The organism is Dehalobacter sp. 12DCB1 (assembly GCF_004343605.1).
Taxonomy (GTDB): Bacteria; Bacillota; Desulfitobacteriia; order Desulfitobacteriales; family Syntrophobotulaceae; genus Dehalobacter.
The window spans coordinates 136733-152157 of the sequence record NZ_POSF01000011.1 but is presented as its reverse complement, the minus strand read 5'-3'; the positions used below and the strand labels follow the sequence as shown (position 1 = coordinate 152157).

The window sequence follows — 15425 nt, the reverse complement described above, 5'->3', positions numbered from 1 at the left end:
TTAAAATTGCTTTTTCTGCACTCAGATTAGCTCTGCCGGTTTCTGAAGGTATACTTTAATATTTCCTACACTTACTCAATAAGTAGTCAGATCTTTAAGCTCAGGTTGAGACTTGGTAAACAGCCCTTCACCCACCACAGCCTCACAGGTTAATAGCATGGAAGCGGAACTGATACTGTTCCTTAATGAGCTAATTATGGTTAAACTGGGATCTACGATACCTCCTCTCAGCATATCCGTCATCTGATTGGTAACAATGTCGAAGCCAACCCAAGATTGTACGGAGTTGAGTGATTTAATAATTTGCACATAGTCTTTGCCGGCATTTTTCAGCATTTGGATCATGGGTTCTTCCATGGCTTTGATCACGATTTCATAACCCTTTGCTAATCCATCATTTAATTCGTTCTTGCCTGCCAGCTTTATACTTTCAAGTTCGTCTTTTAAGTTCTGGGCCACCCACCAGGCTGCTTTCCCACCCCCCGGCAAGATACCGGATCTCACAGCTGTCTGGGCTGCGTGAACCCCATCTTCCACCCGGTATTTCAATTCCTGCATTTCAATGTCGGTTATGCCCCCTACTTGAATAACAGCTATACCATCTGACAAATTGGCAATTCGATTCTTGAAAACATCTTGCTCTTTTTTACTAGAACTCATCTCTAACAAGGCTCTGAGCTGCCTGATGCGCTTTTCTATCTCCTCTGTTTTACCCTGACCATTGCTTATAACGGTCTTCCCGCCTGTCACGACGATCCGGTCCGCCTTCCCGCAAGTTGATACCTTACAACTATCTAAAGAACTTCCCAACAACGTAGAGACAACACTGCCACCCGTATACACCGCAATATCTTCAAGAAAATCTAGTCTCTGCTGTCCGGAACCTATCGCTTCAATGGCTACCCCGTTTACCCTGCCGCTCTTCTTGGCCCAGACTAAAGCACCTAAAGCATCTCTTCTAATATCATTGGCTATTAGCAGCAAGCTTCTTTTGTTAGCGACACACCAATTGAGAATCTTATCCATTTCATTGACTGTTGTTATAGGGCAGTCAGTCATAAACACAAACGCTTCCTCAAGTTCAATCACCATACGGTCACCTTTGGTAATGAAATTGGGGGTGGTATATCCTTTCTCAATTTCCAGACCGGAACTTACTTCGACGAAGCTCCTCTTTTGTTGGCTGGAACCCACTGTAATAATTCCGTTTATACCCACCCTTTCCATGGCTTCGGCAATGAGCTTTCCTATTTTCATGTCTTTCGAGGAAACCGTTGAAACACTCAGTATTTTTTCAATCGAGTCAGCAGGAATACTCATTTTTTCTAACTTGTCGCAGGCTGATTGCAAAGCCAACTCCATGCCTTTTTTCAGTTGTTGTGAATTATAGCCGGCCTCCAAGAGTTTCATCCCTTGCCTTACCATAGATGCGAACAAGACAATGGAAGTCGTTGTTCCATCGCCAACTAAATCGTTTGTCTTTTGTGCTACTTCTTGACAAAGTTTTACGCCAACGGATGGAGCCGGATCTAAAAGGACAATATGCCGGGCTACGGTTACACCATCTTTTGTTATCAATGGATAACCATATCTTCTTTCGATGATCACGTTTTTCCCCAGGGGACCCATCGTCGTTTGCACCAAATCTGCCACGGCATATACACCTTTGGCTATTTCACTTCTTACTGTTCCTGAAAAACCCAAGGATGAACCGATTGTTAATCGCATAAAACATTCTCCTGTCTTGTTAAGAGACTATCACCGAATACAAATCTAACAATTCCGAATTTCAACAACGACCCCGTCTTTGATTACAATTTCCGCTGCGGTAGCCTCTTGCAAGGTTTGCCCGATTTGAAGTTCGTAGGGACCTTCTACGGAAGCAAGGACTATTTCTTCACCGATCTTAAATTGACTGACTCTCTTTATTGATTTGTTTGGTCGTATTGCTCTTAGAACCTTCTGTAATTAATTCTTTTATTAGAATTTGTCTGAAAATTGTAATGCTTGACATCTATTTCTTCCTTCCGCATCCTAAATCGCAGCATTAGGCTTGCTCTCCAGCTCTTTGCCTATATTATATCGTTTTTAAGTTTTTTAATGCTTTTGATATTTTCCATCAAGACAATAGGCATCTCTGTGCTGCCAAACCGCATGGGCATACCTCCTTGTTAAATTATTTTTAACATTTGATAAGTATTGAGAACAGTATAGTATCTAATTTTTTTTATGAGCTTAGTAGCGACTAAAGAATATTTGACTCGCTCAATAATAAGCCAAAATAGAATATGTAAAATTATTTTCCGGATTCTCTAGGTACCTTTGACAAAATTGAGATTTTGTTAGAAATATGACAGAAATATTTTTGGTAATAGCTATACTTATCACTAAGGACTATTAAGAAAAAAATGTGAGGTAGGGAGGTGAAATTATGGGGACTTTTCTTGTTTTTTTAGCTGGGGCTCTTTTCGTGGCAGGGATTATTTACATTATGTTACCCAAGGCGAAATCTGGTAAAAAATGGTTGACTGTGATTAACTGGGTTCTTTATGTTGTTTTCTTTTTGGACTTTGGGACAGGAGTATCTTTTATCTATGTTAATGCCGGTTATAACCATGCCAAGGCAGTAAGTGTCTCTATCTTCGTGTTTATGGGCAGCGCAGTCGTAATTGGTTTGATTTTGGCTCGCTTCTTAGGCTTCTTAGGTTTCTTAGGAGGTAAATCAAAAGTAAAGGGGGTAAGTCTTAGTGAATAAGGACGTTAAGAACGTAGAAGAAAATCGCACTAATAAAAAAGAGATGAGTCGAAGAAGTTTTCTGTTAGGCAGTACCGCTTTGGCTGCAACTGCCGGTGTTTTGGCTGCAACTGCGGTTCCTGGCGTAGCTAAAGCAGCAGATCTCGGCTACAAGCTGAATTATGAAAAAGGAAAACCCGGGCAATGGTCTATGATGAAACCGGAAGCGGACTATGGTGGTATTAATGTAAACTACGTTAATCATAACAAAGAATGGTTAGGTTCTACGCAAATTACTGGGGAGATACCAAGGTACCGGCAGTATGACGGCGGTTTTATGAGGTCAATACGTAATGAGCTGGGACCAAAATCAAAATACGGTACACTCAGCTTTGATAGCCGTCGCTATCCGCTGGCCACCGGACTTGCAACTGTTTACAACAATTTAGCTACACTCTGTGAAGGCAAACCGGCACAAGACAAATTGCCTATTCCTGACCCGGAAAAAATGTCTATGAATATTAAAGATGTTGCCTATTTTTTAGCCGCCGACGAAGTTGGCATAGGACTGACACCGGAGTTTGGACCTTGGGAAAGCATGATTACAGATAAGGCAGGTATGATGGCGGGAAAACCTTACGAAGAAGTTTGTAAGCCTAATGTTGTAAGTGCTGCTACTCATCCATATGTCATTGGTATATTGGTTGATAAACATCTGGAAACATTTTTGGGATCTAACGGCTATGACGGTATCTCCAATTCTCAATCTAATAGAGCAGACATGATTCTATCAGGAATTGTCATTTCCATAGCCGCATATATCAGATCTCTCGGTTATGAAGCTGTTGCTTCTCACCAGGGAAAAGAGTATGTTGTTGGCACTCCGGTTGCTATTGCCTGCGGTTTTGGTGAACAACCCAGGGTACTTCAGGCGACAGCTCATCCCAGACTAGGTTTCAGACACAAGATTGCCTGTGTGTTGACAAATATGCCGCTAGCTCCTGATAAGCCTATTGAATTTGGTGTCAAGGACTTCTGCCGTGTATGTAAGAAATGCGCCATAACCTGTCCCGCCCAGGCCATCAGCTATGATGACGATGAAGTAGTTTATAATGGCTATAAGCGATGGAATTTTGATATGGAGGCTTGTCTACATTTCAGAACTGAAAATGAAGAAGGTGTCTGCTGTGCCCAATGTATGAAGGTCTGCCCCTGGAACTCCAAGGAAGACTCCTGGTTCCATAAAGCGGGTATTACAATCGGCGCCAACGGTAGCACATCTGCAAGTCTACTGGTTAAAATTGACGATATGTTTGGGTATGGCACAGAGGTCATTCCAAGATTTAAGTGGTGGCTTGATTGGCCGGAATTGTACAAAATTAAAATCCCGGCTAATAACTAATGAATTTATTCTATACAGTAGAAAAATAAGGCATGATTATGGATTATTTAGAGAGAAACTATTTGCCGGAAAATTTCTATGGTATACCTGCATTAATTGATTATTGTAATTTGGGCGAAATGTGTACCTTTAAAAAGGGAGATCCCATAATCCTTCCAGGCCAGTACTTGAAAAAACTATTATTAATTATTGATGGTAAAGTTAAAGTTTCCAGGCTTTCTTCAAGTGGCAGGGAACATTTTCAATACTTTGCCGAAAAGAATGCTATCATTAACGAGCTTTTTCCTTCGGAAGACAGTCCGTTACAAATTATCGCAACTCGCAATACCCAAACATGTATGTTTACAAGTGGACAGCTTCTGCAGATTATCTCCAATGACAATACGATTGCGCTAGAAATCCTTAAGGGTTTAAGCCAAAAATCAAACTACTTTGAGGAAAGGCTAGTAGAAAGAACCTATGATACAGCTACAACAAGAATATGTCATCTGATTAGAAATCTTGTTTTACAGGTAGGTGTATATGAGGATGGAAGGTGTCTTATTGACATCCCTTTGCCGCAGAACTATATTTCACAAATTACCGGGTTGCATTTTATAACGGTATGCAATGTCATAAAAAAACTAAAAAACGAAAAGATCTTAGGAAAGGACGGGAAAAAGCTTATTGTCTATGATGTGGAAAAGCTAAATAAATACCTTATGCTTTATGAAGAATAAAATAAAAATATTTTTACCTTCAACATAAAAGGCTGTAACTAATCACAGCCACGAAGGGGACGTAACGAAACTTTATTTCGCGACGTCCCCTTAACCTATCTAGCCCAATTTTTTTCAGCTCATCTTTTATCAGTTCGTACTGCCATCTTCCTCATATTATGAGCAACGCAGTGCAAATTCTTTCCCTAATATTAGAACCTGATGATCCAAAAAGTATATCATGATTAAGTTTTATTTTGGAGTTATGGGATAGAATTTAAATAGTTATAATGTTTACAGGAGGAATACAATGCATAAATTAATTCTTGGTCAATACAAAAATTTAAATCTGGCTGAACCAAAAGGGTTTGATCAAAAAGATTTAGAAAAAGCAGTACTTGAATCAATCCTAAATACCGTGAATATTTGGTGCAAGCAGAACACAACCGTCGAAGAGGAAGATGTCATCATAATTAAAGTCGAGGCCAAGGAAAGAGGAATTTTAGTCCCGGAATTTTGCCAAAACAAACTGCAGTATAAAGTAGGTGATAAGAGTTACTTAAAAGAGTTTATGAACGCTATCGGCAAAAAATTGGGGGAAAGCTTTAGCATGGAAATTGATTTTGATGAGACCTGTGTCATTGAAAGGATCAGGAATAAAAAAGTTAATTTATACGCAACGATTACGGATGTCCTTTATAAAAAAATACCGGAAATCACAGATGACTTAGTACAAAAAATGGAACCGGACTGCCGTACCTTGGACGAAATGAAAGCAAAGTATGCGGCTATACTGAAATCCAGAGGTTTAGCCAATATTTATCAACAAAAAAGGGACTTAGTTTTGAAAACGATTATCGACAACTCCAGTTACGAATTTGATGAAGATGAGTTTGATCAAGCTTTAAATACGATAATTGAACAAACTAAAAGGTCAATTATGAATTCAAATCCTCCTGACATTGACCGAATAATGCAAATTAATGAAAACGACGCATATTTTAGAATGGACTGTGAAAAAGTAACCAGACAAATGATTATGGAAAACCTGGTGATTAATGAGATTTGCAACATGGAACAGATTGAAGTTACCACTGAAGAATTTGTTTTAGAAAAAGCGAAATACACAGAGGATGAGGCGGCGTCAGAGGAATTCATAAAATACTTTCCTACCGACCAGTCCTTTGAATTATATCTTTTAAGAGAAAAGGTTTTGCATTGGTTATGTCTGAACAATTTTAATGTCTATTAAAATCAAGTAACCTATTAGCTAAAGATACCTGCTGCGTTGATAGGCTCCTAAAAAAGTGTTAGCTAAAAAAATGAATAAACTATATGTCTTATTGGTACAATACAGTATTGAAGCCATGCATCACAGTACGGATGGAAGTGTATTTTGGATGTGGATTCGGAAAATTTACGCTTCAAAGATTAAAGATAACAACCACCCAATTCTAACGACTGATTTAAATACAAATATTGATCTCATCAAAAACATTTTTAAAGATGATCAAACACTGATCACCCGTTATATTGAAAATCAAACGGATACTACGATTAAATGCTGCGTTTTTTATATTGACGGCATGGTTAATAACAAATTATTAAATGAAGATATTATACAGCCGCTTTTGGAACACGGGTTCGATCCCAAAGCATCCGACCTTATTAATGTTATTGCCAAGCAGGTCACCTTATCCGGCAGCGTTGATAAAACATCTGATTTTTATCAAATTATTCAGGCTATTGTGTATGGGGATTCAGTGCTGCTGGTTAACGGATACAGCGATGCTCTTATTTTAAATACAAAAGGCTGGACAACCAGAGCCATTGCAGAACCTGAGGCAGAAAGGGTTTTAAGGGGTCCCCGTGAAGGCTTTAATGAATCCATCATGGCCAATTTAACGATGCTTCGGAGGAAACTCAGAACACAGGATTTAAAAATGAAATTCAAGGTATTCGGAGCCAGAACGCAAACAAAAGGGTGTATTTGTTATATTGAGGGTGTGGCGAATAAAGACATCCTAGCCGAGCTTGAAAGAAGGCTCGATAGATTTTCAATTGACGGCACGTTGGATGTCAATTATATCAGTGAATTTATCGACGAAGAACCCTATTCCCCCATCAAGACAATCGGAAGTACGGAAAGACCTGATACTGTTGCAGCGAAGCTTTTAGAAGGCAGGATAGCGCTGTTTTTGGACGGCACTCCGGTTGTGTTAACGCTACCCCATCTTTTCATTGAGCACTTTCAGAGCAGTGATGACTATTATCTCAATTATTTTTTCGCGTCGATAGGCAGGTTATTAAGAATCTTCGGGTTTTTGCTGACAATAAGTGCACCGGCTGTTTATGTGGCAATAACATGCTTTCATCATGAAATGCTGCCAACACCCTTGATGATGAGTATTATAATGGCCCGTCAGAGTGTTCCTATGCCTACGGTAGTTGAAATGTTTTTGATGCTTATCATGTTTGAAATATTGCGGGAAACAGGAAACAGAATGCCCAGCAATATCGGTCAATCTCTGAGTATTGTCGGTGCTCTTGTTGTCGGACAGGCTGCCGTTGATGCCAAGCTGGTCAGCGCACCTGTGATTGTCATCGTGGCAACGGCCGGTATTACCGGTCTATTAATACCCAGAATTAAGGGCGGAATTATTATCATACGCTTTATATTGCTGTGTCTTTCTTCGATACTCGGCTTATACGGATATATTTTCGGCATGATGGGTCTAATGATATATTTGTTCAACATACGGTCTTTTGGAATCCCTATTATGAACGGCTTACAGAGTAAACAAGATATGTATATAAGGTCACCATGGTGGAATATGATGAAAAGGCCCCAATTTATGGCTGTTGATAAAACCAGAAGCAATTCAGACGGTGATCCGGAATGAAAAGGCAAAGAAAAGTTTTAATCTTTTTGTCAATCTTTATTACAATACTGATGACCGGATGCGCAAATTACAGAGAACTGGAAACCCTTGCAGTTGTTACCGGAACGGCCTTTGATAAAGGCAGCGACGGTACCGGATATCATTTGACTTTCGAGATATTGGGTCAATCAGGAGGCGGCGGTGCGCAGGGACCAGCTGTAAAATCCCAATTAATTGAATCGGATGGAAATACAATATTTGACGCGGTCAGAAATGCCCTAAAGAAATCCGATAAAAAACTGTATTACGGAGACTGTAAAACAGTGATCATCAGCAATGAGCTGGCACGCGAAGGCATAGCCCCGGTCTTGGACTGGCTTAACAGAGATTCTGAACCCAGAATCACGATTGATCTTTTTATCTCCAAAGAGAAGACAGCAAAAGAGGTGATCGAACAAAAAAGTCTTAACAATCCTATAACTTCTTATGCTCTTAGTAATATCGATAAGAACAATCCCAAGTTTCTGTCGAAAACAGCCTATGTGCAATTATACCAGGCCAATAATATGTTGGGTGGCGAAGGAACCTCATTAATACTACCTGCGCTGGATATTGCAAATAATCAAAATGATAAAATCACCGAACTTGGTGGTACCGCAGTTTTTAAAAAAGACAAGCTGCTGGGTTATCTTGGGAGCGATGAATCAAAATACCTGGTTTTTATAAAAAACCAGGTGACTAGCGGGCTGCTTATAATCAATATGGAATCTGCCTCTCCTGGTATAAGCCTTGAGATTATAGACAGCAAAACAAAAGTCACACCGATTTTAACCGGTAAATTGCCTGAAATGAAAATTGAGATCAAAATGCAGGTTGCGTTGGGTGAAATGCAAACATCAGCCGACCTGAATACGGAAAGCGGGATTAAAAAAATAGAAGAAAAAGCATCAGCAACCATTGAAGCAAATATTAAACAATTGATTACAAAAGTTCAACGGGAATATGACAGTGATATCTTCGGTTTCGGAAGCGCCATATATAAGAACAATCCTGATTATTGGAAGAAAATAAAACCCCAATGGGACAGTTTGTTTCAATCACTCCATATCGACGTTTCAGCAGAAGTGGAAATAATAAACACCGGGCTGTCGAAATCGAAGGTTAAAGTTGGTGGATAAAATTGCGTTATATTATAATTTGTAGCTTTTTATACCTTGCTATACTGATTTTTGACATAATACCCTTAATGAAAAGGAAAAGGAATAATAAAAAGTCCTTACTTATTTACATGCCGGTTTTTTTATTTACATTGGTTATAAATATCCTGTATGGATTGGGTGTCAAGATTCCCAGCCCGGCAGAGCCAGTTAAAGACATTGTCATCTGGATTTTGGGAATAAAGTAGGGACAAAGTGATGCAAAAAAATTTAATTTCAACAAAACAGGCAATTTACATTTTGATTATGTTCATCTTAGGCAACTCGCTTATGTATACCGGCAGTAAAGCAAAACAGGATACCTGGCTGGCGGTTCTTATCGCCCTGGTTCTGTTTGCTCCAATGATGATGGTGTATGCAAGAATTGTAAGCTTGTATCCGGGCAAAAATCTTTACGCCATTGTCATTGACGTCTTCGGAAAATTTTTGGGAAAGGCCATAATTTTTTTATACGTTTTATACGCGATATCTCTGGGCACGTTACTCATGAGGAACTTTTCAGAATTTATTCACGTCGTCGCCATGTCGGAAACACCAAAGATAGTCCCTTTGGTTTTCCTTTTCGCGCTGAGTGTCTGGATGATAAAAAGCGGTGTGGAGACATTGGGAAGGTGGACCAGAGTTGCCTTGCCGGTCGTCCTCGTGGCAGTGGCGGTGACTCTTCTTATATCGATCAAATCCATGAATTTTAGCAACCTTAAGCCTGTTGCTGGCACCGAATTTAATATTTTAATGGAAAGCGCTTTTACATTATTTTCCTTTCCTTTTGCTGAAACAGTACTTTTTACCGTTTTATTCGGTTCGGTAAAAGCAAACAGCAACCCCTACAAAATTTATATTTATGGCGTCGTTATCAGCACACTTATTTTTCTTGCCGCAGGTTTTAGAAATACCCTCGTCTTGGGATTATCGCTCGATACGTTTTATTTTGCTTCTTATGCTGCAGTCAGCACAATATCATTGGGGGAGTTTTTCACCAGAATAGAAGTTTTAATCGGTCTGGCGTTTTTACTTGATCTTTTTGTAAAATTATGTGTATGCATATTTGCGGCTTCAATTGGAATATCAAAGATTGTAAATATTAAAAATTATAAAGAGCTGGCAATCCCCGTGGGATTGTTAATGATGACGCTGGCGATTATTCTTTTTGCCAATATACTTGAAATGTATGATTGGCTGGATATTTATAAATATTTTGCTTTGCCTTTTCAGGTCATTTTGCCTTTGATAATTCTGGCCGGAGCTGAAATAAAAACAAGATTGAAGTAAATAATGAGTGGCAGGATGGCCCCTTTTAAATTACGCAAGACCTATCAATTTTGTTGCAGCCTATATCGTTTTTGTTGGTTAGGCTGTTAGTTATTTGTTTTCAAGGAGACATTATTATCAAAGTTAATAGAGTATAATTTGGGTATAATATATGAGACTTTATAGTCCTGATTTAAAATATTATAAATAGGGGGATTGGCAAATGCTTTTTTTTCCTACCGAAAAATTCTACGATGATTTTGATTATTTCACTCAAATATTTAGTAAGAATGGATATAGAAAAATTCTTAAACCAGAAACTGTAAATACAGTTCAAGATGATATGAGCAACCGGCTCTACTTCATTTATAAGGGAATTATAAAAATTGTTATACGTAATGAGTATTGCGACGAAAAAATAATGGTTTTTTTTAGGGAGGGCTGTGTTTATGAGGATATGGGCCTCTTTTCTGAATTGCCAAACCCATCTTCTTCTATTAGTGTTACCGATTGTGAAGTTTATTATCTCAATAAGGATAAAGCAATTGAATTGTTCTTAACAGACTCCGAATTTGCGCTTAAGTTAATGAGACAGGCTTGTGCAAAGCATTATTATACTTTTAAAAGAGTGGCTTCAATTAGTTTCTTAAATGTTGAAGAAAGACTAACACTCTTGTTAAAATCAGTAAGTGATTATAATACTACCAGCCAGGACGAATGGCTTGAGCCTAAAATAAAGCTAACCCATGAGTGTATGAGCGAAATTCTAAACGTAAACCGTACTACAATTTCTAGATTACTATGTGAATACTACAAACGAGGAATTATTAAAAAACAAGGAAAAAAAATATTGTTTTCCCGTAAGATTTATGAGCAACCTAGCTTTGAAGAAACATTTTAGAGTTTTTATTTGGGAACTTACCTTCGGCACATTAGTGCCGTTTTTTTGTTGTTAATGCTACATTAAAATGGAGATTATAAAGACTATTATTGCGTTTTTTATGCAAAAGACGCGATAGTTCCTTTTTTATATAATGTAGAAAAAAGGAGGGTTTGGTTATGGCTAAAGAAGAAAAATCTATTCCTGATGAGCCGGCAACAAAAGTCAATCGCAGACAATTTCTTAAATTAGGAGCCTCTACAGGTATTGCAATGGCTGCTGCGACTGTTGCCTTGGAAGGGGGGGCACTTGTCGATCCAAAACAAGCATATGCAGGAGTAATCAAGACACACGATGAAATTCCCTATGAAATCCCTGCAGACCACAAACGCTACAACCAACGTAATCATATGTTTGGCCGGGCAAGAAGTGGAGATCCCGAGGTAGGTAAAATGGCAGAGCATTTTCTCTCACACAGATTCAATGGTTATGATGGAGTTGAATCACCTGGTTATACTGTACTTGATGGTGCGGCTGCTCGTGCAAGCTTTGCTCTTGACTGGTACGTTAATGGCGAAAATGGTAGCGGTAATTCCAATACGGGGTTGTATGCCTGGCGTCCCAAACTGATCGATTTTCTGTTTAGGTGGGGTGATCCGGATAGAAATATTCATTCCCCCGGGGTAAAAAGTCCCGAAGAAGGAACGATGGCAGTAAAAAGGATGGCTAAATATTTTGGTGCTCATTCAGTCGGTATAGCTCCTTATGATGAACGTTGGATTTATACTGAAACGTTTAACGGTGAAGTTCAGAAATTTACCCCTCCGGATTTTGGTTTTGAACCCAAACATGCAATCGTAATGACTATTCCCATGGAGTATAAAGGAATGAGTTGTGCTCCGACCTTTTTAGGATCGGCTGAAGTAGGAAGAGCTTATAACATGTGCGGGGTAGTTGCGTTTAGTTTATCCATATTTATTAAAGATCTGGGATATCATGCGGTTGCAATCGGAAGTGACACTTCAATATCCATACCGCAGGCTATTCAGGCGGGTCTAGGGGAATTAGGCAGGATGGGGCTGCTTGTTACTCCTGACCTTGGTCCAAGTGTTAGAATCTGCAAAGTATTTACTGACATGCCTTTAAATCATGATAAACCTATTTCCTTCGGAGTGACTGAATTTTGCAATAGCTGCAAAAAATGCGCCGAACTATGCCCCTCTCAGGCTATTAGCTATGATGCACAAACAACTGTAGGACCTAGTAAGATAAGTTCAGCTTCGGGAGTAAAGAAATGGTATATTAACCCGGAAAAGTGCTGGAGTTGTTGGGGGGATGATAACGTCAGGTCATGCTGTGGAGCTTGTATAGCTGCTTGTCCATATACTAAGCCAGAGGGCTGGCATCATACCTTAGTTAGGAGCATAACAGGGACGCCTGGTCTTTCGCCAATCATGAAAAATATGGATGATCTTTTTGGATATGGAAAACTGTATAATGAACAAGCAGCAACAGATTGGTGGAAAGAATAAAAGGAGGTAATGAAAAATGGCCCTGATGACTTTTATCCTGGGATTATTGGTTGCCGGTTTCGGTTGGGGAGTCAACATCTTACGGAAGAGTACAAAATATTCGATTACCTGGCTTGGCTGGGCAGGAATTGTCTTAAGTTTTATGGTTTTATTGTTTGCGATTAGTTGGTCATGGAGTTGCCTTTTAGAAGGTAGTACTCGATCTGCAGGCGTAGGTATTCTTATGTTTGGGGCTATTGCAGTTGTTATCGGAGCGATAACTAGGGTAATAATTATAAGAGGAATTCCTACATCTAAAAAAAATCATACTGATGGAGTAAGCCAAAGTGCATAAAGCCCTAAGTAATGCAAATAAGTACTTGGCAATATAGCTATCATAAAGGGTTTTAAGGTAAGATTAAAAGTTTTATTACAACAAAGGGGAGGGAACGCCTCCCCTTTGTATGGATTTATAGATTCCAACAGATAGGCAGGTTGGAACCTTCAGACGAACATTTATTTGGTACAAAAGATGGGGTAAAGTCACAATGATTAACAAAAAAGTAGAGAATAAAACAAAAAATGTGATTAAGATCATTGCTATATTAATATTAGTAATTTCATTATTTGTTAGTTGGGTGATACCCGAAAAAGATTTGCTGCCATTTGCCAAAGAAGTCCTTCCTCAAGCCCAATCCTTCCAAAAGGTCACGTCTTCTCCCCTAACATATGAGGGAATAGTTCAAGGGAGAGATGGAAAGATGCAAAGAGTTGGCTATGTAGTCATTAATCAGGCAGTGGGTTATGGCGGCCCGATTAAGATGGCTACAGGAATTGATTTGAAAGGGAAAATTCAAAAAGCAATTATTGTAAACTATAAAGATACACCTTCCTTTGTTCAGATGGTTTTGAAACATGGCTATCTAAAGCAGTTTATTGGCAAGGACATTACTGAACCATTGAACATTGAAAAAGATATTGATCGTGTCTCTGGGGCAACTTATACCTCCCGCGGAATAGCTAAGGCAATCTCCCAAGGAAGTCACGCTGTAGCAAGAACCCAGTTTAAATTGAGTGTTTCGGATGAGGAAGTTGCTTTTAAGTTTGGTTTAAAAGAAATATCTGTATTGTTGTTGGTTATTTTGATGTTAATTGGGGTTGTATTAAAAAGCAAAAAGTTAAGATGGGTAACCTTAATTGGCAGCCTAATTTTTATAGGCTTTAAATTTAATACTCCTTTTTCTCTGGCTAACGTTGCTGCCCTATTAATGGGTAACTTCCCTTCCATCCAGGAAAATCTGGTCTGGTATATTCTGATGATTGGTATCCCAATTATTACCTTTGTGGCCGGCAGGAACCTCTATTGCTTCTGGCTTTGTCCTTTTGGTGCTTTGCAGGAAATTTTAGGTAAGATCGGCGGAGGCAGTTTTAAGTGCTGTAACAAAAAAATAGAAACAAAAGCTTCTAAGATCAAATATGCCCTGGTATATTTTGCATTATTGGCTGCCATCTTACTTCAATCCCCTGGCGTTGCCGGTTATGAGCCTTATTCAACTTTATTTGGGTTACAAGGTTTTGGCATCGAATGGTTTATCCTACCCCTAGTACTCTTTCCATCACTTCTAATCAGGAGATTTTGGTGTCGATTTTTTTGTCCGGGGTTAATACTCAATGTGATCATTTTGCGTCCCAGGAAATATATTATAGGGATTTTAGAAAAAGGGGTCCCAGAAAAAGGAAAGTTTAAAACGGTTCCGGAAATCAAAGGGACCAAAAGAATTGGGCAATTGAAGGAATCCAAGTAAGATTTGTAAATGATTGAATAACATCGAGGTTAAAGAATGAAAAGCAAATTAAGCATGGGGGATTTACTATTTATTGTATTGATATCCGCTGTTGCCATCATGATTGTGATAAGTGAATGGCAGGCTTATCAAACTATCCCTTAGTCAAGTATCCAGCCAGCAATGCCGCTTTAATTACTATGAGCTTTTTTAGAGCTGATCCTGCCCACTATATCATACTGAAAACCGCCGAATAGCTTTTCTGACTACTAACAGAAACAACTGACAAAAATTTTGTCAGTTGTTTTTGTGTCGCGGCCTAGCTAAGCACGAATTATTTAACTAGTGAAAGTCCAGTCGATCCATTGCCGTATAATGGTTATCTCAGTTGGTATATTAATATGTGCCGTCAATTGAAAATTTATCGAGCCTTCTTTCAAGCTCGGCCAGGATGTCTTTATTAGCCGCACCCTCAATATAACAAATACACCCTTTTGTTATAATAGCCGGGACCGGGACACTTAGGAGCATGTTGTCATGGTTTATTGGTGCGTATGGCATCGCAAAGCAAAATAAGTATAAATTGAAGAATTTTTCATAAATTAAGCTTATACTAAATTTATGATTATTGACACAAAAGCTTTGAAATAAATGATAAAAAGGCAATTGTAAGAAAGGAGTGGGAATTATGCAGGAGAATTTCGAAAAATGGAAGGTGGGTATTCCGGATACATTTTATCCGATAAGCGAATTGCAGAAGTATGTTGAATACGGCACAGTCAAATCTTACTTAAAAGATAGTTTAGTTGTTTNACCGGGTGAANNAATCCNTAAATTTATCTATGTGCTTACCGGTAAATTGCAAGTAAANTTTCTGTTCAGCGATGGNCGAGAACGAATGGTTTATTTTGGCGGCNAACATTGTATGTTCAACTATTTATTTCAANANAACTCCGACAATCGTATGGNNGCTTATATTNTAGCCTTAGAAGACAGCCAACTATGTTTTTTTTCTTGGGAACAGCTTGAAAAGATTTTTCATATGGACGGAAATCTTNTCTTTNAAATA

The 15425-nt window shown here is 38.8% G+C and carries 13 protein-coding genes and 1 pseudogene; 12 read left to right on the top strand and 2 right to left on the bottom strand.

What is annotated here, in order from left to right:
- Positions 1–75 precede the first annotated feature (75 nt).
- Positions 76–1728 (bottom strand): chaperonin GroEL, encoded by a 1653-nt coding sequence (gene groEL / locus C1I38_RS04250; protein ID WP_119776200.1) that lies wholly within the window; start codon positions 1726–1728, stop codon positions 76–78.
- A gap of 45 nt (positions 1729–1773) precedes the next feature.
- Positions 1774–1893, bottom strand: coding sequence for a YlqD family protein (locus tag C1I38_RS14240; RefSeq protein ID WP_243103736.1), 120 nt, complete (start codon positions 1891–1893; stop codon positions 1774–1776).
- Between the two features lie 538 nt (positions 1894–2431).
- On the opposite strand from C1I38_RS14240, the gene C1I38_RS04240 reads away from it, so the two are divergent.
- From C1I38_RS04240 to C1I38_RS14235, 12 genes and pseudogenes are all read left to right on the top strand, one after another.
- Positions 2432–2755 (top strand): dehalogenase, encoded by a 324-nt coding sequence (locus C1I38_RS04240; RefSeq protein WP_119776202.1) that lies wholly within the window; start codon positions 2432–2434, stop codon positions 2753–2755.
- Positions 2748–4136 carry a reductive dehalogenase gene (locus C1I38_RS04235; RefSeq protein ID WP_243109287.1) on the top strand — a complete coding sequence of 463 codons (1389 nt, stop codon included), beginning with the start codon at positions 2748–2750 and terminating at the stop codon, positions 4134–4136. The genes C1I38_RS04240 and C1I38_RS04235 overlap by 8 nt, the downstream gene beginning before the upstream one ends.
- Before the next feature lie 32 nt (positions 4137–4168).
- On the top strand, positions 4169–4855 hold the full coding sequence (locus tag C1I38_RS04230; RefSeq protein WP_119776203.1) for a Crp/Fnr family transcriptional regulator: 687 nt from the start codon (positions 4169–4171) through the stop codon (positions 4853–4855).
- Positions 4856–5144: 289 nt separating this feature from the next.
- Positions 5145–6086: a hypothetical protein gene (locus C1I38_RS04225; protein ID WP_119776205.1), complete on the top strand. Its 942-nt coding sequence runs from the start codon at positions 5145–5147 to the stop codon at positions 6084–6086.
- Positions 6087–6156: 70 nt separating this feature from the next.
- Complete coding sequence (locus C1I38_RS04220) at positions 6157–7737, top strand: spore germination protein (protein WP_243103728.1); 1581 nt, start codon at positions 6157–6159, stop codon at positions 7735–7737.
- Positions 7734–8894 carry a Ger(x)C family spore germination protein gene (locus C1I38_RS04215; RefSeq protein ID WP_119776208.1) on the top strand — a complete coding sequence of 387 codons (1161 nt, stop codon included), beginning with the start codon at positions 7734–7736 and terminating at the stop codon, positions 8892–8894. Before C1I38_RS04220 ends, C1I38_RS04215 begins: the two co-directional genes overlap by 4 nt.
- A gap of 237 nt (positions 8895–9131) precedes the next feature.
- On the top strand, positions 9132–10202 hold the full coding sequence (locus tag C1I38_RS04210) for an endospore germination permease (RefSeq protein WP_119776212.1): 1071 nt from the start codon (positions 9132–9134) through the stop codon (positions 10200–10202).
- A gap of 202 nt (positions 10203–10404) precedes the next feature.
- On the top strand, positions 10405–11082 hold the full coding sequence (locus tag C1I38_RS04205; RefSeq protein WP_119776213.1) for a Crp/Fnr family transcriptional regulator: 678 nt from the start codon (positions 10405–10407) through the stop codon (positions 11080–11082).
- A gap of 158 nt (positions 11083–11240) precedes the next feature.
- Positions 11241–12593 carry a reductive dehalogenase gene (locus C1I38_RS04200; RefSeq protein WP_119776215.1) on the top strand — a complete coding sequence of 451 codons (1353 nt, stop codon included), beginning with the start codon at positions 11241–11243 and terminating at the stop codon, positions 12591–12593.
- Between the two features lie 16 nt (positions 12594–12609).
- On the top strand, positions 12610–12927 hold the full coding sequence (locus tag C1I38_RS04195; RefSeq protein ID WP_119776216.1) for a 1,1-dichloroethane dehalogenase: 318 nt from the start codon (positions 12610–12612) through the stop codon (positions 12925–12927).
- 193 nt (positions 12928–13120) lie between these two features.
- On the top strand, positions 13121–14377 hold the full coding sequence (locus C1I38_RS04190; protein ID WP_119776218.1) for an FMN-binding protein: 1257 nt from the start codon (positions 13121–13123) through the stop codon (positions 14375–14377).
- A gap of 667 nt (positions 14378–15044) precedes the next feature.
- A pseudogene (locus C1I38_RS14235) lies at positions 15045–15386 on the top strand (cyclic nucleotide-binding domain-containing protein); the annotation flags it as partial.
- Positions 15387–15425 lie beyond the last annotated feature (39 nt).